This is a genomic window from Nakamurella flava (genome assembly GCF_005298075.1).
Classification (GTDB): Bacteria; Actinomycetota; Actinomycetes; order Mycobacteriales; family Nakamurellaceae; genus Nakamurella; species Nakamurella flava.
Window position 1 is genome coordinate 52,515 of the sequence record NZ_SZZH01000001.1, and the last position, 23,397, is coordinate 75,911.

The 23,397-nt window shown below is 70.6% G+C and carries 22 protein-coding genes; 15 read left to right on the forward strand and 7 right to left on the reverse strand.

What is annotated here, in order from left to right; translation table 11 throughout:
• Nucleotides 1–102 precede the first annotated feature (102 nt).
• The 7 genes from ftsZ to FDO65_RS00270 all read left to right on the forward strand — a co-directional run bounded on the left by ftsZ (nucleotide 103) and on the right by FDO65_RS00270 (nucleotide 8,304).
• On the forward strand, nucleotides 103–1,488 hold the full coding sequence (gene ftsZ / locus FDO65_RS00235) for a cell division protein FtsZ (RefSeq protein WP_137447506.1): 1,386 nt from the start codon (nucleotides 103–105) through the stop codon (nucleotides 1,486–1,488).
• 109 nt (nucleotides 1,489–1,597) lie between these two features.
• Nucleotides 1,598–2,311, forward strand: a complete 714-nt coding sequence (gene pgeF / locus FDO65_RS00240; protein ID WP_240757337.1) for a peptidoglycan editing factor PgeF — start codon at nucleotides 1,598–1,600, stop codon at nucleotides 2,309–2,311.
• 136 nt (nucleotides 2,312–2,447) lie between these two features.
• Nucleotides 2,448–2,987 carry a cell division protein SepF gene (locus FDO65_RS23240; RefSeq protein ID WP_240757338.1) on the forward strand — a complete coding sequence of 180 codons (540 nt, stop codon included), beginning with the start codon at nucleotides 2,448–2,450 and terminating at the stop codon, nucleotides 2,985–2,987.
• Nucleotides 2,988–3,028: 41 nt separating this feature from the next.
• Nucleotides 3,029–3,331 carry a YggT family protein gene (locus tag FDO65_RS00250; RefSeq protein ID WP_137447509.1) on the forward strand — a complete coding sequence of 101 codons (303 nt, stop codon included), beginning with the start codon at nucleotides 3,029–3,031 and terminating at the stop codon, nucleotides 3,329–3,331.
• Nucleotides 3,332–3,444: 113 nt separating this feature from the next.
• On the forward strand, nucleotides 3,445–4,110 hold the full coding sequence (locus FDO65_RS23000; protein ID WP_137447510.1) for a DivIVA domain-containing protein: 666 nt from the start codon (nucleotides 3,445–3,447) through the stop codon (nucleotides 4,108–4,110).
• A 353-nt stretch (nucleotides 4,111–4,463) separates the two neighbouring features.
• Entirely contained in the window at nucleotides 4,464–7,679 is a 3,216-nt protein-coding gene (gene ileS, locus FDO65_RS00265) for an isoleucine--tRNA ligase (RefSeq protein ID WP_137447511.1), read from the forward strand.
• 16 nt (nucleotides 7,680–7,695) lie between these two features.
• Nucleotides 7,696–8,304 (forward strand): GNAT family N-acetyltransferase, encoded by a 609-nt coding sequence (locus tag FDO65_RS00270; protein ID WP_205849703.1) that lies wholly within the window; start codon nucleotides 7,696–7,698, stop codon nucleotides 8,302–8,304.
• 18 nt (nucleotides 8,305–8,322) lie between these two features.
• Here FDO65_RS00270 and FDO65_RS00275 read toward each other — a convergent pair whose 3' ends face one another.
• Complete coding sequence (locus FDO65_RS00275) at nucleotides 8,323–8,709, reverse strand: VOC family protein (protein ID WP_137447512.1); 387 nt, start codon at nucleotides 8,707–8,709, stop codon at nucleotides 8,323–8,325.
• A gap of 76 nt (nucleotides 8,710–8,785) precedes the next feature.
• On the opposite strand from FDO65_RS00275, the gene FDO65_RS00280 reads away from it, so the two are divergent.
• On the forward strand, nucleotides 8,786–9,250 hold the full coding sequence (locus tag FDO65_RS00280; protein WP_137447513.1) for a PPOX class F420-dependent oxidoreductase: 465 nt from the start codon (nucleotides 8,786–8,788) through the stop codon (nucleotides 9,248–9,250).
• A gap of 84 nt (nucleotides 9,251–9,334) precedes the next feature.
• Here the strand turns inward: FDO65_RS00280 and FDO65_RS00285 are convergent, their stop codons facing one another.
• From FDO65_RS00285 to FDO65_RS00300, 4 genes are all read right to left on the reverse strand, one after another.
• On the reverse strand, nucleotides 9,335–9,844 hold the full coding sequence (locus FDO65_RS00285; protein WP_137447514.1) for a universal stress protein: 510 nt from the start codon (nucleotides 9,842–9,844) through the stop codon (nucleotides 9,335–9,337).
• A gap of 46 nt (nucleotides 9,845–9,890) precedes the next feature.
• On the reverse strand, nucleotides 9,891–11,132 hold the full coding sequence (locus tag FDO65_RS00290) for an SLC13 family permease (RefSeq protein WP_137447515.1): 1,242 nt from the start codon (nucleotides 11,130–11,132) through the stop codon (nucleotides 9,891–9,893).
• Nucleotides 11,133–11,168: 36 nt separating this feature from the next.
• Nucleotides 11,169–12,794 carry a carboxylesterase/lipase family protein gene (locus FDO65_RS00295; protein WP_137447516.1) on the reverse strand — a complete coding sequence of 542 codons (1,626 nt, stop codon included), beginning with the start codon at nucleotides 12,792–12,794 and terminating at the stop codon, nucleotides 11,169–11,171.
• Nucleotides 12,795–12,906: 112 nt separating this feature from the next.
• Nucleotides 12,907–13,626, reverse strand: coding sequence for a GntR family transcriptional regulator (locus FDO65_RS00300; RefSeq protein WP_137447517.1), 720 nt, complete (start codon nucleotides 13,624–13,626; stop codon nucleotides 12,907–12,909).
• A gap of 217 nt (nucleotides 13,627–13,843) precedes the next feature.
• On the opposite strand from FDO65_RS00300, the gene FDO65_RS00305 reads away from it, so the two are divergent.
• The 7 genes from FDO65_RS00305 (at nucleotide 13,844) to FDO65_RS00335 (ending at nucleotide 21,193) form a co-directional block, all read left to right on the forward strand.
• Complete coding sequence (locus FDO65_RS00305) at nucleotides 13,844–15,409, forward strand: PTS mannitol transporter subunit IIBC (RefSeq protein WP_240757340.1); 1,566 nt, start codon at nucleotides 13,844–13,846, stop codon at nucleotides 15,407–15,409.
• Between the two features lie 72 nt (nucleotides 15,410–15,481).
• A complete protein-coding gene (locus FDO65_RS00310; protein ID WP_137447519.1) occupies nucleotides 15,482–15,919 on the forward strand; it encodes a PTS mannitol transporter subunit IIA in 438 nt (145 codons plus the stop codon).
• A gap of 90 nt (nucleotides 15,920–16,009) precedes the next feature.
• On the forward strand, nucleotides 16,010–16,447 hold the full coding sequence (locus tag FDO65_RS00315; RefSeq protein WP_137447520.1) for a PTS mannitol transporter subunit IIA: 438 nt from the start codon (nucleotides 16,010–16,012) through the stop codon (nucleotides 16,445–16,447).
• 5 nt (nucleotides 16,448–16,452) lie between these two features.
• Complete coding sequence (locus FDO65_RS00320) at nucleotides 16,453–17,613, forward strand: mannitol-1-phosphate 5-dehydrogenase (RefSeq protein ID WP_137447521.1); 1,161 nt, start codon at nucleotides 16,453–16,455, stop codon at nucleotides 17,611–17,613.
• A gap of 28 nt (nucleotides 17,614–17,641) precedes the next feature.
• Nucleotides 17,642–19,441 (forward strand): gamma-glutamyltransferase family protein, encoded by a 1,800-nt coding sequence (locus FDO65_RS00325; protein ID WP_137447522.1) that lies wholly within the window; start codon nucleotides 17,642–17,644, stop codon nucleotides 19,439–19,441.
• Between the two features lie 91 nt (nucleotides 19,442–19,532).
• Nucleotides 19,533–19,802 (forward strand): hypothetical protein, encoded by a 270-nt coding sequence (locus FDO65_RS00330; protein ID WP_137447523.1) that lies wholly within the window; start codon nucleotides 19,533–19,535, stop codon nucleotides 19,800–19,802.
• 170 nt (nucleotides 19,803–19,972) lie between these two features.
• The gene (locus FDO65_RS00335; RefSeq protein ID WP_137447524.1) at nucleotides 19,973–21,193 is read left to right on the forward strand and encodes an MFS transporter; all 1,221 of its coding nucleotides are present in this window, start codon (nucleotides 19,973–19,975) and stop codon (nucleotides 21,191–21,193) included.
• Here FDO65_RS00335 and FDO65_RS00340 read toward each other — a convergent pair.
• Nucleotides 21,190–22,074: an NAD-dependent protein deacetylase gene (locus tag FDO65_RS00340; RefSeq protein WP_240757341.1), complete on the reverse strand. Its 885-nt coding sequence runs from the start codon at nucleotides 22,072–22,074 to the stop codon at nucleotides 21,190–21,192. The genes FDO65_RS00335 and FDO65_RS00340 overlap by 4 nt on opposite strands.
• A 40-nt stretch (nucleotides 22,075–22,114) precedes the next feature.
• Nucleotides 22,115–23,350: a cation:proton antiporter gene (locus FDO65_RS00345; protein ID WP_137447525.1), complete on the reverse strand. Its 1,236-nt coding sequence runs from the start codon at nucleotides 23,348–23,350 to the stop codon at nucleotides 22,115–22,117.
• Nucleotides 23,351–23,397: the final 47 nt, after the last annotated feature.

Genomic DNA, 23,397 nt, shown 5'->3' on the forward strand with positions numbered 1-23,397 from the left:
CACCGGCACCACCGCTCCACCCACATCTCACCGCACACCCGAGACACAGACCTGGCGCGGCCGGCGCCGGTCCCTGCACCAGGAAAGAAAGGCACGGGCGACATGACGCCACCGCACAACTACCTCGCCGTGATCAAGGTCGTCGGCATCGGCGGCGGCGGCGTGAACGCCGTCAATCGGATGATCGAGGTCGGCCTCCGGGGCGTCGAGTTCATCGCGATCAACACCGACGCGCAGGCGCTGCTGATGAGCGACGCCGACGTCAAGCTGGACGTCGGCCGCGAGATGACCCGTGGCCTGGGCGCCGGCGCCAACCCGGACGTCGGCCGCAAGGCCGCCGAGGACCACCGCGAGGAGATCGAGGAGGTCCTCAAGGGGGCCGACATGGTCTTCGTGACCGCGGGGGAGGGTGGTGGCACCGGTACCGGTGGCGCCCCCGTCGTCGCCTCCATCGCCCGCAAACTGGGCGCGCTGACCATCGGCGTCGTGACCCGCCCGTTCGCCTTCGAGGGCAAGCGGCGGGGCGGTCAGGCCGAAAACGGCATCAAGGAACTGCGCAACGAGTGCGACACGCTCATCGTGATCCCCAACGACCGGCTGCTGCAGCTCGGCGACATGGGTGTCTCGCTGATGGATGCCTTCCGCTCCGCCGACGAGGTGCTGCTCAACGGTGTCCAGGGCATCACCGACCTCATCACCACCCCGGGCCTGATCAACGTCGACTTCGCCGACGTCAAGTCGGTCATGGCCGGGGCCGGCACCGCGCTGATGGGCATCGGGTCGGCCCGCGGCGAGGGCCGCGCGGTCCAGGCCGCGCAGAAGGCCGTCAACTCGCCGCTGCTCGAGGCGTCGATGGACGGGGCGCACGGCGTGCTGCTGTCCATCGCCGGTGGCAGCGACCTCGGACTGTTCGAGATCAACGAGGCCGCCTCGCTGGTGCAGGAGGCGGCCCACGAGGACGCCAACATCATCTTCGGCACCGTCATCGACGATTCGCTCGGCGACGAGGTGCGGGTGACCGTCATCGCCGCCGGTTTCGACTCGACCCCGTCGGTGCTGCCGCCCACCCTGGAGCAGCGCCGGCCGGCGGCCGGTGGCTCGTCCAACGGCTTCTCCTCCCAGCCGGCCCCGCAGTCCGCCGCGCCTGCCGGTGGCGGGTACCAGCGGGCCGGTGCGTTCGCCGGATTCCCGGAGGCGCCGTCGCGCACCGCCGCCCCGGCCCAGGCTCCGGCCCCGCAGCCGGCCTACGCCGAGGCCCCGGCCGAGCGCCCGGCCCCGTCCTACGGCCAGGTCCCGGCCCAGCCGAGCACTCCCGGCCAGCAGTACCCGCCGCAGCGCGGCTACGAGCCGGCCGGTCAGCCCCCGGCCTACGGCCAGCAGTACGGCCGTCCCGCCGGACAGCAGCAGCCGTCCGTCCCGGCCGGCCGTGGCCAGCACGCCGAGCCCGAGGACGACGGGGTCGACATCCCGTCCTTCATGCGGCGTTGAGCGTGACGCCCTGAGCGCCGACCGGACCACCGCCGACCGGCCGTCCCCCGTGGGGGCGGCCGGTTCGGCGCGTCCGGACCGCCGCACGGCGACGCTCCGCATCCGCCGGGTGCTGACCACGCGGCGCGGCGGGGTGTCCCGCCGGCCCTACGACTCGTTCAACCTCGGGGACCACGTCGGTGACGACCCGCGCGCCGTGGCCGCCAACCGGGCCCGGTTGGCGGCTGGTCTCGGGGTCCGGCCAGGGTCCGTCGTCTGGATGGACCAGGTGCACGGGACGACGGTGGCCACGGTGACCGGACCGGTCACCGGCCCGCTGCCGGCCACCGACGGCGTCGTCACCGCGATCCCCGGGCTGGCGCTGGCCGTCCTGGTCGCGGACTGCGTCCCGATGCTGGCCGGCGATCCGCAGGCCGGGGTGGTCGCCGCCGTGCACGCCGGTCGCCGGGGGGCGAGCGATGGCATCGCCGACCGCATGGTCGAGGCGATGGTGGCCGCGGGGGCGCGGGTCGGGTCGATCGAGGTGCTGCTCGGGCCGGCCGCCTGCGGTCGCTGTTACGAGGTGCCCGCGGCGATGCGGGACGAGGTGGAGGCGGCCCTGCCCGGGGCGGCCTGCACCACCGGCCGCGGCACGCCGGGTCTCGATCTGCGGGCCGGGCTGTCGCGTCGGTTGCGGGAGCGCGGGGTGGCCGGGGTGGCGGTCGACAAGCGTTGCACCATCACCGATCCCGAGTTGTACAGCCATCGCCGGCAGGCCCCCACGGGGCGGCTGGCCGGCGTGGTCTGGATGGACGCGGCGGGTACCGCCGGGCGGCCCTCATGAGGGCCGCGACCTGCCGGTGTGTCTCCCCGAGCGGGGTGCGCACCGGCGATAGCCTCCGGGGTGAGGCGCAGGCAGTAGGCCGATTCAGCTGGAAGGAACAGACCCGATGAGTTCATGGCGCAAGGTGGGGGCATTCTTGGGTCTCACGCCGGAGGACGGCCGCCGCGACCAGTACGCGGACGAGTACGACGAGCACGGCCGTCTCCGTGAGGAGTACGAGCCCGTCGACCAGGCGCCCGCCTACGACCAGCCGGCCTACACCGCCCCGGCCTACTCGACGACCCACGGCCGCCCGGCCTATGAGGACTCGATGACGCAGGGCGCGCTGGCCGTGCAGCCCCGCGCCGAGGTGCGGCGTGACGAGACCGCCGGCGCCATCCGCCCGGTCACCATCAAGCTCAACGGGTTCAGCGAGGCCCGGGTCATCGGCGAGAAGTACCGCGAGGGTAAGCCTGTCATCCTGGACATGACCGAGATGGACGACGCCGACGCGCGCCGCCTGGTCGACTTCGCCGCCGGTCTGGCGTTCGCGCTGCGGGGTTCCATCGACAAGGTCACCACCAAGGTGTTCATGCTGCTGCCCCCGGACACCGATGTCGCCGAGTTCTCCGAGTCGCTGGCCCCGGCCGGTGCCGGCGAGTACGATACGCGCCGTCCGGCCTACGCGGGCCGCTGAAGCGGTGCCGGGAGGGCCGCTGATCCGGTAGAAGTGATGAGGTGAACCTCTTCTGGCAGATCCTCTTCGTGCTGCTGTGGCTCTTCCGGCTGGCCCTGCTCGGCCGGATCGTCATCGAGTTCGTCAGGGTCTTCGCGCGCACCTGGCGCCCGGCCGGCCCCTCGGCCGTCGCCCTCGAGGTTCTGTTCGTGACCACGGACCCGCCGGTCCGCCTGCTCCGACGCCTGATCCCGACCGTCCGCATCGGCGGCGTGGGCTTCGACCTGAGCATCATCGTGCTCTTCATCGCCGTGCTCATCGCGATGGTGGTCGTCGAGAACCTGGCATATTCGAGCCAGTTCTAGGATGCTCGGGGGGCGTGCGGTGCACGTTCCGTCACCGAAGGACCAATTCACCGGCCTGATGCCCACCCGCAAGGGTGACAGCACCGGGTGATGTGTCAGCAAGGAGTTCACACATGGCGTTGACCCCCGCCGACGTGCACAACGTCGAGTTCAAGAAGCCGTCGCTCGGCAAGCGCGGTTACGACGAGGACGAGGTCGACGTCTTCCTCGACAAGGTCGAGGCCGAGTTGGGCCGCCTCATCGAGGAGAACAACGAGCTGCAGGGCAAGGTCGCCGAGTACGAGCGCGGCGGCACCCCGGCCAAGCTGACCAAGGATGCGGCGGCCGCCCCGGCACCGACCACCACCGGTGAGGCCCACACCCAGGCCGCCCGGCTGCTGGGCCTGGCCCAGGAGACCGCCGACAAGCTCACCTCGGAGGCGCGCGCCGAAGCCGACCGCGTGCTGACCGACGCCCAGAGCCAGTCCGAGCAGCTGATGGCCGACGCCAAGTCGCAGTCCGACGCTCTGGTCACCGACGCCACCACCCGGGCCGAGGCCACCGAGCGGGACAGCAAGATCCGCGCCGACAAGCTCGACGCCGACGCCCAGGCCAAGTACCAGGAGGTCATCGGCAGCCTGAACGCCGAGAAGACCCGCCTGAACGACTCGATCCAGAGCCTGCGGGAGTACGAGCAGCAGTACCGCGGCAGCCTGAAGTCCTGGATCGGCGAGCAGCTGCAGCAGCTGGAGAACACCCCGCCGCGGGAGCCGCAGCCGGCCGCCGCGTCCGCGAAGTAGCGCTTCACCCCTGTACCACCCGATACCCCCGCGTCCGTGTCCCGGACCGGGGGTATCGTGGTCTGCGCGGTCGGAAGGCCGCGCACAGGCGTCGACCCGGCCATCACCGGCGAGCCTTCGGAAGAACAGATCCGTCGTCAGGCGGGTCCCAGTAGAACCGAACGGGTCCGGCCCGTCATCGCCGGGAACGAAGTGGCCGTCCCCGGCCGCCACCGCGAGGTGATCGACCGGGAACGGCAAGCGGGGTGGTACCGCGGACGTCCGGCCCATCGGCCCGGGGGTTCGTCCCTGCAGCCAGCACCAACGTCCGGAGCGATCCGGCGCTGAGCCGCAGACCAGGAGTGCCACCCGCCATGACCACCAGCCCGGATCCCGGTACCCACCGCTATCCCGCGGTGCCGTCGCATCCCGACTTCCCCGCCCTGGAACACCAGGTCCTCGACTTCTGGAAGACCGACGACACGTTCGTCGCCTCCGTGGAGCAGCGCGCGGCGGGTGAGAACGGCGCCAACGAGTTCGTCTTCTACGACGGCCCACCGTTCGCCAACGGCCTGCCGCACTACGGCCACCTGCTCACGGGTTACGTCAAGGACGTCGTCCCGCGCTACCGGACGATGCGTGGGCACCGGGTCGAACGGCGGTTCGGGTGGGACACCCACGGGCTGCCGGCCGAGGTGGAGGCCGAACGGCAGCTCGGCATCAAGCACAAGTCCGAGATCGAATCGATGGGCATCGCCCAGTTCAACGACGCCTGCCGCGAGTCGGTGCTGCGCTACACCCACGAGTGGCAGGAGTACGTCACCCGGCAGGCCCGCTGGGTCGACTTCGAGAACGACTACAAGACCCTCGATCTCGACTACATGGAATCCGTCATGTGGGCGTTCAAGACCCTGTGGGACAAGGGTCTGGTCTACGAGGGCTACCGGGTGCTCTGGTACTGCACCCGCTGCGAGACGCCCCTGTCGGCCACCGAGACCAAGATGGACGACACCTACCGGTCCCGTCAGGACCCGGCCGTCACCGTCGCGCTGCGGCTGCGCTCCGACGACGACCGGCTCGACGGCGTCCAGGCCCTGATCTGGACGACCACCCCGTGGACGCTGCCGTCCAACCTCGCCGCCGCGGTCAACGCCGAGGTCGACTACGTCGTCGTCCAGCCCGGCCCCGACGCCCCCGCGCAGGGCCGGTTCCTGCTGGCCGCCGCCCGGGTCGGCGCCTACGCCCGCGAGCTGGGCGAGGACCCCGAGGTGCTGGCCACCTTCTCCGGCGCGCAGCTGGTCGGGACCCGGTACACCCCGCCGTTCGGCTTCTTCGAGGGGCGGCCGAACGCCCATCAGGTGCTCTCGGCCGACTACGTCACCACCGAGGACGGCACCGGCGTCGTGCACATCGCGCCGGCCTTCGGTGAGGAGGACAAGGCGGTCACCGACGCCGCCGACATCGAGGTGGTCAACCCGGTCGACCCGCAGGGCAAGTTCACCTCGCTGGTCCCGACCTACGAGGGCTTCCACGTCTTCGACGCCAACATCCCGATCATGGCCGACCTCAAGACGGCCGGGAAGCTCATCCGCCGCGAGACCTACGAGCACCCGTACCCGCACTGCTGGCGCTGCGACACCCCGCTCATCCAGCGGGCCGTGTCGTCGTGGTTCGTGGCCGTCACCCAGTTCCGGGACCGGATGGTCGAGCTCAACCAGCAGATCACCTGGGTGCCGACGCACATCAAGGACGGCCAGTTCGGCAAGTGGCTGGAGGGCGCGCGCGACTGGTCGATCTCCCGCAACCGGTTCTGGGGTTCGCCGATCCCGGTGTGGACCTCGGACGACCCGCAGTACCCGCGGGTCGACGTCTACGGCTCGCTGGACGAGCTGGAGGCCGACTTCGGGGTTCGACCCGAGGATCTGCACCGCCCGTACGTCGACGAGCTGACCCGGCCGAACCCGGACGACCCGACCGGGCGCTCGACCATGCGCCGGGTGCCCGAGGTGCTCGACTGCTGGTTCGAGTCCGGCTCGATGCCGTACGCGCAGGTGCACTACCCGTTCGAGAACCGCACCTGGTTCGAGCACCACTACCCCGGCGACTTCATCGTCGAGTACAACGGCCAGACCCGCGGCTGGTTCTACACGATGCACGTGCTGGCCACCGCGCTGTTCGACCGGCCCGCGTTCAGCACGTGCGTGGCCCACGGCATCGTGCTCGGCGACGACGGCCAAAAGATGAGCAAGTCGCGGCGCAACTACCCCGACGTCGGGCAGGTCTTCGAACGCGACGGCAGCGACGCGATGCGCTGGTTCCTGATGTCGTCCCCGATCCTGCGGGGCGCGGATCTCGTCGTCACCGAGGCCGGCATCCGCGAGGGCGTCCGGCAGGCACTGCTTCCGCTGTGGAACACCTGGTCGTTCTTGTCGCTCTACGCCGGGGCATCCGGTGTGGTGGGTCGGTCGCGGCCGGCGGGGGAGTCGTCCGACGATGTGCTGGACCGCTACATCCTGGCCAAGACGGCCGAGCTGCGGGACACCCTCACCGCTCAGCTCGACGCGTTCGACATCGCCGGGGCGTGCGCGACGCTGCGCGGCTACCTGGAGGTGCTCACCAACTGGTACATCCGCCGGTCCCGGGAGCGGTTTTGGGCCGACGACCAGAACGCGTTCGACACCCTGCACACCGTCCTGGAGGTGGTGTGCCGGCTGGCCGCGCCGCTGCTGCCGCTGACCACCGAGCAGGTCTGGCAGGGGCTGACCGGTGGCCGGTCGGTGCACCTGACCGACTGGCCGGCCGCCGACGAGCTGCCGCACGACGAGGCCCTGGTCGCCGCCATGGACGCGGTCCGTGACGTCGCCTCGGTCGCGCTGTCGGTCCGCAAGGCCGAGAAGCTCCGGGTGCGGCAGCCGCTGGCCGCGATGACCGTCGCGGTGGCCGAGCCGGCCGCGCTGGAGCCGTTCGCGGCGCTGCTGGCCGACGAGGTCAACGTCCGCGCCGTCGCCGTCGAGCCGATGGCCGAGGACGACGCCCGGGTGACCCGCCGGCTCACCGTCAACGCCCGCGCCGCAGGTCCGCGGCTGGGCAAGCAGGTGCAGCAGGTCATCAAGGCGTCCAAGGCGGGGGACTGGTCGGTCGCCGACGACGGCGCCGTGGTCTGCGGCGGCATCGCGCTGGCCGAGGGCGAGTTCACCCTGGAGCTCGCGGCCACCGGCGGTTCGGCCGCGATCGGTCTGCTGCGTTCCGGCGGCTTCGTCGCCCTGGAGACCGCGCTCGACGACGACCTGGTCGCCGAGGGCATCGTCCGGGACGTGGTCCGCGGGGTGCAGGACGTGCGCAAGCAGATCGGCCTGCAGGTCTCCGACCGGATCCGGCTGACCGTCACGTCCCCGTCCGATGTCGTTCGCGCCGCGGTCGGGACTCGGCAGGACTGGCTGGCCGAGCAGGTGCTGGCCGCCGACGTTGTCGTGGTCGGTGGTGATGCCGCAGCCGATGCCGCCGACTCGGCGGACGCCGCCGGGTCGGCCGTCGTCACCGTCGGTACCGGCGTGGACGCCCGGGTCGGGGTGAGCGTCGACCGGGCCTGACCGGTCCCATCGAGTGGTGCACCTGCAGCTGAAGACAGCTGCAGGTGCGCCACTCGCATACACAGGTCACACTCGACGGCCGGCGATCTCGCGGTCCTGGGCGCTTGGCATGCTGACGTCCGTGATGCTCCGTGTGCGAACCGACGCCGACCTTCCTGGCTGTGTGGCGACGCTGCACGAAGTGCATCGGCAGGACCGCTACCCGACGTGGTGGCCGGAGGATCCCGCCGGGTGGCTCAGTCCGCCGGGAACGGTGGCGGCCTGGGTCGCACTCGATGACGACGGGTCCGTGCTCGGGCATCTGTCTGTCGTCAGTCCGGTCGAGGACCACATGGTGGCCGAGACGCTCGGCGTGCACATCGACCGCCTGGCCGCGGTGTCCCGCCTGTTCGTCTCGCCGGTGGCCCGGGGTCGAGCCCTGCGCCTGGGCAGCAGGTTGCTCGGTGCGGCTCGTGGCTGGGCAGAACGGTCGGGTCTCCGGCTGATGCTTGACGTGCTCGACGACGGTGCGCCGGCCGTTGCGCTCTACGAGCGGTGTGGGTGGCGGTTGGTCGATCGCCGCCAGACTGACTGGCTGACGCCGGAGGGCCTGCGACACGGGGTTCGGGTGTATGTCGCGCCTTGAGCGGACGCCATCCGCGCGTCAGCCCCAGTTCTTGGCGTCGGTCAGGCAGAACGGGTGGCCGCTGGGGTCGATGAGCACCCGCCACGTCTCGCCCGGCTGCGGGTCGACCGTGGTGGCGCCCAATTCGACGGCCCGCTGCTCGACGGCGGCCATGTCCGGGCAGGCCAGGTCGAAGTGGAACTGCTTACTGCCGTGTTCGTTCGGCCAGGCCGGCGGTCGGTAGTCCGGCACTCTGCCGAAGCCGACGGTCTGCCCGCCGCCGGTGAGCATGGCGTAGCCGTCGCCCTGGGCGACGATCTGCCAGCCCAGCAGCTGCGACCAGAAGGTGGCGGCCACAGCGGCGTCGGCGCAGTCGATGCTGACCATGGCCAGCCGGGGGGCGGTACTCGGATCGGTCTCTGCCATGGGGTCAGCGTCCTCCGATCGGCCGTGCGGCGCTTGAACAAACCCGTCGCCCGGATCGGGTCGCTACCGTGGCGGCATGCCTCGCACCATCGCGACCAATTCCCACGTCGACCATGACGCCCTGCTCGAGTTCATCCGGCCCCGGCACCACATGGTGCTGATCGTCCCCAAGGCCAGCGGTGGGGTGCAGTCCTCGCCGGTTACCGGCGGGGTCGACGAGCAGGGCCGGATCGTCATCGCCAGCTACCCGGAGCGCGCCAAGGCGGCGAACCTGCGCAAGGCCGGTCACGCGTCGGTGCTGGTGCTCTCGGACGATTTCGACGCCGCCTGGGTGCAGGTCGACGGCCCCGGGGAGGTCATCGAGCTGCCCGACGCGGTCGAGCCGCTGGTCGACTACTTCCGCAGCATCGCCGGTGAGCACTCCGACTGGGACGAATACCGCGAGGCGATGACCAGGCAGGGCAAGTGCCTGCTGCGCATCACCCCGGAGTCGTGGTCGCCCATCGCCACCGGGGGATTCCCGCCGCGGCTGGCCGACTGAGGTCGCCGCCTCGACTCGTCGCAGCTGTATGCCCAGGCGCGGACCTGACATCCATCGGCGACGAGTCGAGGGACCCGGCCCGAACTAGTGGTGCTCGTGCGGCGGCTTGTGCCCCGGCGGGGGCGGCGGGGGAATGCTGGAGACCGGCGGCACCGAGCCGGGCCAGACCAGCAGCAGCTGACACGGGACGTGGTCGATGATGAACCGGCTGATGTGGCCGATCGACTTGGGTCCCAGGCGGGAGAAGTCGCCGTCGCGGCTCATCACCAGCAGGTCGGCGCCTTCCACGGCCGCGACCGCGACCCGCTCCGGGCGCCCCTTGAGGGCCCGCTTCTCGCAGGGCCGGCCGAGGCGCTGGGCCGCGGCGTCCAGCAATTGGGCCGTGGCCTGGTCGAGGTCCTGGGCCAGCGCCGTCGGTGCGCCGGACCGGCGGCCCCGCCCCATCAGCCCGGAGAACGCGCCCTCGAGAACGTGTTCGGCGTCCCCGGTGTCGACGTGCAGCAGTTCGATGCTGGCGTCGGCGGGGACGGCGTCGCGGGCGGCATCGACGGCGGCCTCCCACACCCCTTCGGTGATCAACACGACCGCTTTCATCGCCGAACCTCCTTGTTCACGACAACGACGGTGAAGTCCAGGTGCGTCAGGTGACCAGCGGGAGGGCCAGCCAGAGGGCCGTCGTCGCCGCCACCAGACATGCTGGCACGGTCAGCACTCCCAGGCGCAGGAAGTCCCCCAGAGCGGGGTCCTCCTTGCGGTCGATGAGGATCCGCCGCCACAGCAGCGTGGCCAGCGAACCGACATACGTCAGGTTCGGGCCGACGTTGACGCCGATGAGCGCGGCGAGGATGACCCCGGGCCCGCCGACCGCGGCGATGGGCAGCAGGACCAGGATGGCCGGCAGGTTGTTGACCAGGTTGGCCAGCAGTGCGGCGATGCCGGCCACGGCAAGCAGGGAGAGCAGCGAGTCGCCGGTCGGCACGATGGCGGTCACCAGATCGGACAGGCCGCTGCGCTGCACGGCCGCGACGACGACGCCGAGGGCCAGCACGAAGATCAGGAACGGGATGCTGGCGGCCTCGACGATGGGCTTGATGGACGTTTTGCGCCGGGCCAGCGAGTAGGCGCCCAACACGACCGCACCGGCCAGCGCCGGCCAGACCGGCTCGAAGAACAGGAATCCGACCAGCGTGAACGCCAGCACGACGAGCGCGACGACCGGCGGCGGTCCCGGTTCGTCCGGCTCGACCGTGGACCGACCGGCCAGGTCGCGACGGAAGAAGCGGCGGAAGACGACGTACTCGATGAGCAGACAGACCGACCAGGGCAGGAACATGACCAGCCCGAACCCGGCGAACGACAACCCGGAGGCGGTGAACGCCAGCAGGTTGGTCAGGTTCGACACCGGCAGCAGCAGCGACGCCGAATTGGCCAGGTGGGCCGAGGCGTAGACGTGGGGCCGGGCGGGCAACCGCATGCGAGCCGCGGTGGTCAACACCACCGGGGTGAGCAGTACGACGGTGGCGTCCAGGGACAGCACCACCGTGGTCGCCGCGGCCAGTCCGAAGACCAGGGTCAACAGCCGGCGTGGCTTGCCGGCGGCCGCCTTGGTACACCACTGACCGGCCCAGGTGAAGACGCCCTCGGCCTCGCACAGCGCCCCGAGGATCAGGATCGCGGCCAGGAACCCCACGGTGGGGGCGAGGGATTCCACCTCATGGCCGACGTCGGCCCAACTCACCTCGCCGACGAGGACGACGAGCAGCGCCGCCGGGACGGCACCGACGGCCTCCGGGAGGCCGCGCGGGCGCACGATGGCGAAGACGAGAACCGCGGCCAGCAGAAGGGCCGTGAGGGCGAGAGCCACGGGCGAGGACTCTGCCATACGGCGCGCCGTCCCCGGTGCGCCAGGCCTGGTCGGTCAGTCGAAGGCCAGCGCCTGATCGCCCCAGGCGCGGCGCAGGGGACCGTCGAGATCGTCGGCCCGACGATCGGAGCGGTCGAAAACCAGCGTCGCCCGGGTCTTCTCGTCGTAGGACGGCCACTGCGGGGTGTACGGGTCGTCCGGTGCCCCGTGATTGGCGAAGGCCAGCCAACGGGCCTGCATGCGTCGGGACAGTCGTTTTCCGGCCCGGTAACCCCCGAGCTTGTAGGTGATGTCCTTCAACCGGTGCGTCACCGTGCCGAAGACGTAGGGCAGTTCGGTGGCGTGCGTGGCACCCAGCTTGAGCAGGTTGAAGACCCGGGTGCTGAAGTCGAAGCGGTAGAGCCACACCGGTGCGACCCGGCTGTGGGCCTGTGCGAACCAGAGCGTGGGCATGCGGAAGCCGATGTCCCGGGAGACCCCCAGGCCGACGGTGCCTCGGGGTGAGTCGGCGTACGCGGTCAGGATCTGCGCCTCCGACGGCAGGGTCAGCCCGGGGTTCTGCTCGCGGATGGCGGCGAACATCGCCCGGATGCTCGCCTCCTGGGTGGGGATGAGCGGCGACTGCATGCGGGCGAACGCGGACGTCTCGTCCCGATTGCCGCCGATGACGAGCCGGACCGGCAACGTGGTGCCGTCGAGCGCGGAGGTCAGCGGTGAGCGGGGGAGCAGGTGACCGTCGATGACCGGGGCGAAGGCCAGGGTGCCCGGGGCCTGGGTGGGAATGCGCTCGAACAGGCGGATGCCGGCGCGCAGCAGCACCGGCGCGGGCAACGATCGCAGCAACTCGACGAGGGCCGGCCCGCCGTCGGGGACGGTCCGGCTCGGGCCGGTGGCGGCCTCGTCGCGCAGGACGCCCTGCAGTTCTTCCATGAACGCTGCGGCGACCGTGGCGGCCCGGGCCCGGCCGTAGACGGCGGTGACCGGCGAGCTCTGGGCGATGGCCTGGTGGAACAACCCGGCCGCCGAGGGAACCCCGAGCAGGGTGGTGACGATGCCGCCACCGGCCGACTCCCCGAAGAGCGTGACCTCGCCCGGGTCGCCGCCGAACGCGGCGATGTTGTCCTGCACCCACTGCAGGGCCAGGAGGACGTCCCGCATTCCCGGGTTCGGGTCGAATGCGTCGCCGGTGCCCGGGAGTCCACCCAGGTCGGCGAAACCGAACACCCCGACCCGGTAGTTGATCGTCACGACGACCACATCGCCCGCCGTGGCCAGGGACGCGCCGTCGTAGACCGGTTGGCTGGCCGCACCCAGGAAGTAGGCGCCGCCGTGTACCCACACCATCACCGGGCGCCGATCCCGGCCGTGCACGGGGGACCAGACGTTCAGGAACAGGCAGTCCTCGTCCTGGCCGATGCCCGGGCCGAGGTCGATGATGCGGTTCTTCGGCTGGGGGCAGGCCGGACCGAAGGCGGCCACGTCGAGGACGTCGGTCCACGGTTCCGGCGGCTCCGGGGGTGCGAACCGCCGCACGCCGACCGGCGGGGCGGCGTAGCGGATGCCCCGCCACACCCGCGCGGCGCCGTCGACGCGACCTCGTACGGGACCGGCGGTGGTGATCACGACGGGGTCGGGGTCGACCGCCCGCCGGTCGCGTCGTGCCCGTCCGAACCTGGCCATCGCTGCCGCCCACCCCTCGCCGTCGCGCTCCCGATCTGGGATTGTGCCCGACGGTGTGGGACGGCTCGGGTCGTCCGGGCCGGTCGTCCTCCGACCGGGAACCCGGCCGGTCTCAGGCGGTGACTCCTGACAGGGCCATCGCGCGAACGATGTCCTGCTCGGTCCGTTCCAGCACCGAGTCGAGCAGTCGGCTGGCCGCCGCCCGCTTCTCCTTGCGCACGTACTCGAGGATGCGCTCGTTGTCGTCGATGTAGGCGAAGTACAGGGCCGGGTCGACGTGCGAGGAGTTCATCACCCAGCGGAGCTCGGCCAGCAGTTGCTTGATGAGCCGGTTCAGCCGGGTGCTGCCGGCGAACGCGACCAGCGCGCGGTGGAATGCGCGGTCGGCCCGGGCGGCGGCCGGTGGATCGGTCTCCTGGGCCGCGGTCATGGCGTCGGTGAGGGCCAGCCGTGCGGTGGACAGCATCACCGGGGAGACGGCGGCGTGGCGGACGGCGCCCCGTTCCACGGTGCGTCGGGCGGCGAAGATGTCGACCACGTCGGCCGTGGTCAGGGTGGCGACGAAGACGCCGCGGTTGGGTTCCCGGACCACCAGGTGCTCGGACGCCAACTCGATGAAGCCCTCGCGGACGGTGTTGCGGGACACCCCGAGCGCTTCGGCGATGGCTTCCTCGCGCAGGCGTGCGCCCGGCGGAAATCGACCCTCGCTGATCTGCTCGCGCAGTGCCTCGGCCACCCGGGCCGGGGTGGATGTCTGCACGACCTGCCGCCGGGACTGGCCCAGTTGCGCCAGGGCCAGCTCCTCGGTCGCCGAGGTGGTTCGGAGCGCCATGGACGAATGGTAGCCACCCTGCCGAATGTTGGACAATCTTGTGAGGACTGTTGAACAATCCAATGAGAAGCCGTACGGTCGTCGCTGAGACCGCAGTCACAGCAGTGATCGGGGTCTGTGGGAAGGCAGTTCGGGACACCGGCTGCACCGCCCCGCGTCGCACATGCCAACGCCGTCAGCGCTCCGCCGGGAGCACCACACGATCGAGAGGTCAGCTGTGAGCACGACAACTCAGCCGGGCGGCGCCCGGGTCGCCGTTCAGAAGTTCGGGACGTTCCTGTCCGGGATGATCATGCCGAATATCGGTGCGTTCATCGCGTGGGGTTTGATCACGGCCCTGTTCATCGAGAAGGGCTGGTTGCCGGTCGACAAGATCGGTGGGTGGGGTGACTACGCCGACGGCGGTCTGGTCGGCCCGATGGTGCGGTTCCTGTTGCCGATCCTGATCGCGGTGCAGGGTGGCCGGATGATCTATGGCACCCGGGGTGCGGTGGTCGGCGGTATCGCGACGATGGGCGCGATCATGGCCACGACGCAGCCGATGTTCCTGGGGGCGATGATCTTCGGTCCGTTGGCGGCGTGGTTGATGAAGAAGGTCGACGCGATCTGGGACGGCAAGATCAAGCCGGGTTTTGAGATGTTGGTGAACAATTTCTCGGCCGGCATCCTGGGTGGGGCGTTGGCGATCTTCGGCCTGTACATTTTCGGGCCGATCGTGGAGTGGGTGTCCAACCGGTTCGGTGACGGGGTGAATTGGCTGGTCGAGCACAGTCTGCTGCCGTTGGCCAGCATCATCATCGAGCCGGCCAAGGTGTTGTTCCTGAACAATGCGCTCAACCATGGGGTGTTGACGCCGTTGGCGTTGCAGCAGTCCTCCGAGCAGGGTAAGTCGATCCTGTTCCTGCTGGAGGCCAACCCGGGTCCGGGTGCGGGTCTGCTGCTCGCGTTCTGTGTGTTCGGGGTGGGGATGGCCCGTAGCACGGCGCCGGCGGCGTTGGTGATCCAGTTCTTCGGCGGTATCCACGAGATCTATTTCCCGTACGTGCTGATGAAGCCGGTCCTGATCCTGGCGATGATCGCCTCGGGTGCGGTGGGGATCCTGACCCTGGTCATCTTCAATGCGGGGTTGACCGGGCCGGCGGCGCCGGGGTCGATCATCGCGGCGTTGGCCAACACGCCGGCGGACTCGCTGGTGGGCGTGATCTTGTCGGTGGTGTTGTCGGCGGCGACGTCGTTCATCCTGGCTTCGATCATTCTGCGGGCCAACCGGCGGAGCATGCTCGCGGCGGAGGAGGCCGAGGGCGGTGGGTTGGCCGCGGCCACTTCGCAGATGGAGGCCATGAAGGGCAAGAAGTCGTCGGTGTCGGGGGTGCTGAACCGGGAGGCTCTGGACGAGGCGTCGGCGTCGGGGATGACGCCCGCGCAGATGGACGCGGCCGATGGGATGCACCGCACCGGGGGTGGCACGAGTGTGGCGGCCCGGCCGATCAGCAAGATCGTGTTCGCCTGTGATGCCGGGATGGGCTCGAGTGCGATGGGCGCGTCGGTGTTGCGGAACAAGATCAAGAAGGCCGGTTTCGGTGATGTCAGCGTGACCAATGTGGCGATCGCGAACCTGACCGATGACATCGATCTGATCGTCACCCAGGAGACGTTGACCCCGCGGGCTAAAGGCATGGCGCCCAGCGCCGAACACGTCTCGGTCAGCAACTTCATGAACAGCCCGCGGTACGACGAGATCGTCGCCAAGTTGCGGGAGACCAACGGCAGCCCGACCGCCTGATTCGATGGGTCCCGCGGCACCATCGGTGCCGCGGGACCTTCCCCATCCCTCGATGCAACGGAGCGCGAATCGATGAGCGACATCCTGAACCCCGAGATGATCCGGGTCCCCGGCACCGCCCGCGACCGGGACGGGGCCATCCGTGAGGCCGGTCAGATCCTGGTCGACGCGGGTGCGGCCACCCAGGGCTACATCGACGCGATGTTCCAGCGCGAGGAACTGGTCTCGACCTACATGGGCAATTGCCTGGCGATCCCGCACGGGACGAACGAGGCGACCGGCCACGTCTTCCGGTCGGCGCTGTCGGTGGTGAAGTACGAGTGGCCCATCGACTGGGACGGCAACGAGGTGCGGTTCGCCGTCGGGGTCGCCGGTTACGAAGGAGGGCACCTGGAGGTGCTCTCCAAGATCGCCATCGTCTTCAGCCGCGAACGCGAGGTCGCCAAGCTCATCGCTGCGGAGTCCGCCGAAGAGCTGTACCGGCTGTTGCTGTCGGTGAACGAGGACTGACCCGGCAGCGGACTCTCGTGACTCACTGGGTGGTCGACATACCCACGCCAGCAACGGCTCTCACGTATCTAGAAGGGAAACCAGCATTCCATGAGTGACATCCTCAGTCCCGCTCAGATCAAGGTTCCGGGGACGGCGACGTCGAAGGACGAGGCGATCCGGGAGGCCGGTCAGATACTGGTCGATGCTGGTGCGGTGACGCCGGCGTACATCGATGCGATGTTCGAGCGGGAGCGGTCGGTGTCGACGTACATGGGTAATTTCCTGGCGATCCCGCACGGGACGAACGAGGCCAAGGAACAGATCAGCAAGTCGGCGTTGTCGGTGGTCAAGTACGACCCGCCGATCGACTGGGACGGCAACGAGGTGCGGTTCGCGGTCGGGATCGCCGGCTACGAGGGTGGGCATCTGGAGATCCTGTCCAAGATCGCGATCATCTTCAGCGATGAGGACGAGGTCGCCAAGCTGGTGCAGGCGCAGTCGTCGCAGGAGTTGTACGGGATGCTCGACTCGGTCAACGAGGACTGAGCGGGGTGGCTGACGAGAAGGTCGCGGTCCATTTCGGTGGCGGCAACATCGGCCGCGGTTTCGTGGGGTTGATCCTGCATCGGGCCGGGTATCGCCTGGTGTTCGCTGATGTGGCCGATGTGCTGATCGATGCGTTGAATGCGGCGGACTCCTATCAGGTGCGGGAGGTCGGTCAGGACTCGCGGACCGAGACGGTCGATGGTTTCACCGGGATCAACAGTCGCACTGATGAAGCCGCGGTCATCGAGGCGATCGCCGGCGCGGATGTGGTGACCACGGCGGTCGGGCCGACGGTGCTGAAGTTCGTGGCCCCGGTGATCGCCGCCGGCCTACGGAAGCGGGACCCGGGGGCGGGTCGGTTGGTGGTGATGGCGTGTGAGAACGCGATCAACGCCACTGATGTCCTCAAGAACCACATCCGCGACGGGGCCGACGATTTCGACGACCTGGCCGGCCGGGCGGTGTTCGCCAACACCGCGGTCGACCGGATCGTGCCCGGCCAACCGCATGAGGGCCTGGACGTGACGGTGGAGACGTATTTCGAGTGGGCCATCGAACGGGGCCCGTTCACCGGTGACGAGCCGCAGATCCCGGACGCGACGTTCGTGGACGATCTGGCCCCCTACATCGAGCGCAAACTGTTCACCGTGAACACCGGTCATGCGGCGACCGCGTATTTCGGGTTCGTCCGCGGGATCACCAAACTGTCCGATGCCCTGGATGATCCGGAGGTGCGGACCAACGTGCAGGGCGTGCTGGCCGAGACCAAGGCGTTGTTGGTGGCCAAACACGAATTCACCGCGCAGGCGCAGCAGGCCTACATCGACAAGATCATCACCCGGTTCGAGAACCCGTACCTGCCGGACACGGTCGACCGGGTCGGGCGGCAACCGCTGCGCAAACTGTCCCGCCACGAACGCCTGATCGGCCCGGCCGCCGAACTGGCCGAACGGGGTGTGGAAAAACCGGAGTTCCTGCTCCGCGCGGTCGAGGCCGCCCTGCGGTTCGACGTCCCCGCCGACCCGGAAAGCGTCCAGTTGCAGGAAGCGCTGCGCACCCGCACCCCCGACCAACTGGTCCGCGAGATCACCGGCCTGCACCCCGACCACCCCCTGTACGACGACGTCCTCAGCGTCTTCGGACGCCGGGCGGCCGCCGACCGGTAGAGCGGAGGACCGGTGGTTACGGTGAGGAATGACTGCCGCCGGATTCCGCCCGCCACCGGACTTCTCGACCCGCCCGACGTTGACCGGGACGTTCGGCATGGTGGCGTCGACGCACTGGATCGCGTCGGCCACCGGGCAGGCGGTGCTGGAGCGCGGCGGTACGGCGGCCGATGCGGCCGTGGCCGCCGCGTTCGTGCTGCACGTCGTCGAACCCCACCTCAACGGCCCCGGCGGTGATCTCACCGCGATCGTCCAGCCGGCCGGAGGGCGACCCCGCGTCCTGGCCGGGCAGGGACCGGCCCCAGCGGCCGCGACCATCGCCGCCTACCGCCAGATGGGGCTGACGGCGGTACCTGGTTCCGGGGCGCTGGCCGCCGCGGTGCCGGGAGCGGTCGACGCCTGGCTGCTGCTCCTGCGCGACCACGGGACGTGGGAGGTGGCCGATGTGCTCGACTTCGCCATCGGCTACGCCCGCACCGGGCACCCCGTCCTGGAGCGGGTCAGTGCGACCATCGCGGCCAGCGCGCCGCTGTTTCGCGAGCACTGGCCGTCCTCGGCCACGGCCTGGTTGGCCGACGGCGTCCCGCGCCCCGGGGCCCTGCTGCGCCTCCCCACCTGGGCCGGCACCCTGCAGCGACTGGTGGCGGCCGGCCGGGGGACCAGCCGGGAGGCGCGGATCGACGCCGTCCGCCGGGAATGGTCGACCGGCTTCGTCGCCGAAGCCATCGACACCGCCGTCCGCCGACCGCATCGGCACTCGACCGGGTCCGAGCACCCCGGCGTCCTCACCGCCGGCGACCTGGCCGGCTGGTCGGCGACCTGGGAGGACCCGGTCTCGCTCGACCTCGGAACGGCCTGGGGCGGGTGGACGGTCCACAAGGCTGGGGCCTGGACCCAGGGACCGGCGCTGCTGGCCGCTCTCCGGCTGTTGCGCGACCTGCCCGACGAGGCCGTCGACCCGGCCACCGCATTCGGCGTCCACCACCTGGTCGAGGCCCAGAAGCTGGCCCTGGCCGACCGGGACTCCTGGTTCGCCGACGACCCGGGCGTCCCGCTGACCACACTGCTGAGCGCCGACTACGCCACCGAGCGGGGGCGGCTCATCGATGCGGCGGCCTCGGGCGAGTTCCGGCCCGGCCGGCCGGACGGACGCGACCCCTGGCTGCCGCCGCTGCGAGTGACCGGCGATGAAGGGGCAGACGCGTCGGCCGGTGAACCGACGGTCCGCCCGAACGGCGCTGCCCGGGGCGACACCTGCCATCTGGACGTCGTGGACCGGTGGGGCACGGTCATCTCCGCCACGCCGTCCGGAGGGTGGCTGCAGTCGTCCCCCCACATCCCGGAGCTCGGATTCTGCCTGGGCACCCGCCTGCAGATGACCTGGCTCGACGGGTCGTCGCCCTCGGCGTTGCAGCCCGGTCGACGACCCCGCAGCACCCTCACCCCGACCCTGCTGACCCGACCGGACGGTGCCGTCGCCGCTCTCGGGTCACCGGGGGGCGATCAGCAGGACCAGTGGCAGTTGCCGTATCTGGTCCGCCTGCTGCGCGGCGGGTTCGGCCCGCAGCAGGCCATCGACGCGCCGACCTTTCACACCACGGCCCTGGTGGGCTCGTTCTGGCCCCGCGAGTACGACCCGGCCGGTCTGACCATCGAAAGCCGCTACCCGGCTGACGTTCTCGACGAGCTGACCCGACGCGGCCATCGGGTCACCACCGCGGGGGACTGGGCGCTGGGTCGGCTGTCGACCGCCGGGCGGGACGCCGACGGCCTGCTCTACGCCGCGGCCAACCCGCGGGGGATGCAGGGGTATGCCGTGGGACGGTGAGACGGCGTTGGAGTGGGCCGGGCTCGGGTGACAAATCGCCTGTCCGTCATTCCGGCGTATTGGGTGCGCTGGATCCATCGAGGGGGCGTCCATGGCGACCTACCGCGTTCGTCCCAGCAAGCAGCAGGCGGTCTTCACCGCAGTCGGCGCCGTCGTCACCGGGACGGTGGGAACGGTGATGATGATCAGCCAGGGGAAGGTGACCTGGTTCCTCGCCGTCTGGCTGCTGTTCGTCGTCGGCATCGCCGGAATGTCGTTGTGGTCGGCGTTCGCTCGCAACGGACACCTGCAGACGATCGAGGTCGAAGAGGGCGACAAGCCCCCGGCCCGATTCGGCCAGGTCATGGAGCGCCGGGACTAGCACTCGTCCGATCTCTGTCCCCGATCCGACGCCAGAGATGCCTGCGCCGTGAGGTGTGATGTTCGGGCATCGCCCAGTGGTCGTCGGAGGAGGTCCGTGGTGAGAAGAGCCGTCCCGAGCGGGGTGGTGGCTGACGGTTCCCGTCGCCGGAGGGGCCCGGGCGCCCACAGATGAGCGCATCCCCGGTCGGCGGTGACCCGTCGCCCCCGTTGGCCCCCGGATCGCCGCAGTGGCGGCACTTCACCATGGCGCTGTTCCTGGCCGGGTTCGCCTCGTTCGTCCTGATCTTCTCTCCGCAGGCGTTCCTCGCCGCCATCTCCGCCGACCTGGACGTATCGCCCGGGACGGCGGCGGGCACCGTGTCGGCTGCCGCGCTGGGCGTCGCCGTCGGAGTGCTCGGGTGGGCCGGGATCTCCGACCGGACCGGCCGGGTCCGGGCCATGCGGTGGTCGCTGCTGGCGGGCGTGACCCTCGCCGCGATCGTCCCCGTCCTGCCGACGATCGAGCTGATCCTGGCGGTCCGCTTCCTGGAGGGTGTGCTGGTCGGGGCGGCCCCGGCGGTCGGGATGGCCCACATCGCCGAACGCGTCTCCGGCCCGGCTGCCGTCCGGGCGGCCGGTACGTTCATCGCCGGCAACACCTTCGGGGGCCTGGTCGGTCGGCTGCTGTCGGGGGCCGCTGCCGAGATCGGCGGCTGGCGGCTGGCCTTCCTCACCTCGACGGTCGCCGCCGCGCTCGCGGCGGCCGCGTTCCTGTACCTGACTCGCGGGCCCTCCACCGGCCGGCCGGCGCCGGCCGCGTCGATCCGCGCGGGCGCGGTGGCGAACCTGCGCGACCCGTTCATGGTCACGCTGTACCTGCTGGGTTTCCTGCTGATGGGGTCTTTCGGGGTCGTCTACAACTTCCTCGGATACCACCTGCAGGAGCAGCCTTTCGGGCTGTCCGCGGCGGTGGCCAGCAGTGTGTTCCTGGTCTATCTCGCGGGCACCCTGGCGGCCAGCCGGTCGGGTCTGCTGGCGGCGCGGCTGGGGACCACCGGCGCGCTGTTCGCCGGAATCGCCGCGATGCTCTGTTCGCTCGCGGCGATGGCGTCGTCGTCGCTGGTGCTGACCATCGGCGGTCTGATCCTGTTCACCGTCGGCTGTTTCACCGCCCACCCACTGGCCAGCGGGCTGACCGGCCGGTCGGCGCGGACCGGGCGATCGCAGGCGACGGCGCTGTACCAGATCGCCTGGCTGAGCGGCATCAGTGTCTTCGGTTGGCTCGGCGGGATCGTCTTCGCCAGCGGGGGGTGGGGCGCGACCCTGAGGCTGGTCGCCGGGATGTGTGTCGTGGCCGTCCTGCTCGCCGGGGTGGGGGGACTGCTCGCCCGCCGACGGCGGCCCGCCTAACGCAACCGGCTGGCCAGTTCCGGCAGCACCGCCGAGCACCCGTCGTGGACCCGCAGCACGGCGAGCGGGTCGCCGCGGGTGATGCCCCGGTTGACCAGCACGATCGGGATGCCCCGCTTGGCCGCGTGCCGGACGAAACGCAGTCCGCTCATCACCGTCAGGGACGTCCCGGCCGCGACCATCGCCTCGGCCTGCTCGACGGCCGCGTAGCAGCGGGCGACCCGGTCGGCGGGGACGGTCTCACCGAAGAAGACGACGTCCGGTTTCAGGACCCCACCGCACGACGTGCAGGGCACCACCCGGAAGGTCGAGGTGTCGTCGTACTCGACGTCGCCGTCCGGCGCGACGTGGATGGGCGCATCGGCGCCGAAGCCCGGGTTCGCCTCGGTCAGTCGCTCGTGCAGGACCTGCCGTGACGTGATGCGGCGGCAGTTCAGGCAGACGACCTCGTCGATGCGCCCGTGCAGGTCGACGACGCTGCGACTGCCGGCCTGTTCGTGGAGTCCGTCGACGTTCTGCGTGATGAGGGTGGGGAGCAGTCCGGCCGCCTCCAGGGCCGCGACCGCCCGGTGCCCCGCATTCGGCACGGCCGTGCCGATGCGCTGCCAGCCCAGGTGGCTGCGCGCCCAGTACCGCTGCTGAGCGGTGTACCCGGAGACGAACTGGTCGTAGGTCATCGGCGAACGCGGGGGACTGTCCGGGCCCCGGTAGTCGGGGATCCCGGAGTCGGTGGACAGGCCGGCCCCGGTGAGCACGACCAGCCGCCGACCGGCCAGGACACGGGCGGCGTCCGTTGCCGTGCCGAGCGGGGCGCTGACCGACCCCTCGCGCGGGGTCGCCGCTATGGGTGCCCCGGCCGGGGTCAGCGCAGTGGCGTCCACCGCCGCCAGGGTACGGAACGCCGGCCGTGCACGACCGGTGTCATCCCTCGTCGGGGACTTCGTCGGTTTCGCCGGGGCCCACGGCCGCGGGTGCGGCGGCCGCCGGGCGATGCGCCAGCGCGATGAGGGGGAACAGCAGCACCGAGAGCATCCCGGCGCCGACGAGCGCGGTGGCCACCGGGACCTGCAGGTCGCCGGCCTCGACCCCGATACCGGTCACCGCGACGATGATGGGCAGACCGGTCGCCGTGAACAGCACCAGCGCCCGGGTGTCCGCCCCACCGGCACCCCGTGGGCGGTTGAACAGGCCGGTCAGCCCACGGACGACGAGCAGCATGACGAGGAAGATCGGCAGCAGGACCAGGGCGGCCGGGCTGGACAGCAGCGACGACAGATCGAACGTCAGGCCGGTGGTGATGAAGAAGAACGGCACCACGAATCCGAAACCCAGCCCGTCCAGCTTGCTCTCGATCACCTCGCGGTCCTTCTTCTCGGCCGAGGACAGCAGGACGCGGGTGAGCGCACCGGCGACGAACGCGCCCAGCAGCATGTCCAGGTCCAGCCACAGGGACAGGCCGACCAGAGCGAAGACCAGCACCATGACCAGTCGCACGGCGAACTGGCCGCTGGTGTGCAGCGTGCCGCTGATGATGCGGTGCAGGCGCCGGTGCGGTCCGCGGGCGGCCAGGAACAGGGCCGCCGCGGCGATGATGACGAAGAACAGCAGCACCACCGTCGCGGGCCCCGGTTCGCGGCCGGACAGGAAGATCGAGATGGCGATCAGCGGACCGAACTCGCCGGCCGCGCCGATCGCCAGCACGGCCGTGCCGAACGGGGTGGTGAGCTCCCCGGCGTCCCGGAGGACCGGCATCAGGGTGCCCAGGGCGGTGCTGGTCAGAGCGATCGCGATGTAGACGATCGCGGCGTTCGACGGCGCCGGCACCACCGTGACCGCCACCAGGGCGACCACCAGCGCGCCGGCCAGCGACACCACCCAGCCGAGTCCGGCCCGACGCAATGGACGGCCGGCGATGCGGGCGACGTCGATCTCGTTGCCGGCCAGGAAGAACAGCATGACCAGACCGAGATTGGCCGCCGTCTGGACCAGGTCGCTCGGTGGGATCCAGCCGAGCAGCGGCGGGCCGACGATGATGCCGAGCGCGATCTCGAAGACGACGAGCGGGATCTTGACCCAGCGAGCCAGCCCACTCATCAGCAGGGGGGCCAGGGCGGCGAGCAGCGCGACGCCGAGGACCGCGTACAGGTCGTCGTTCATCGGGCCAGCCGATCGGCCGGTCGGCACGCATCTTCCACGTCCCCATG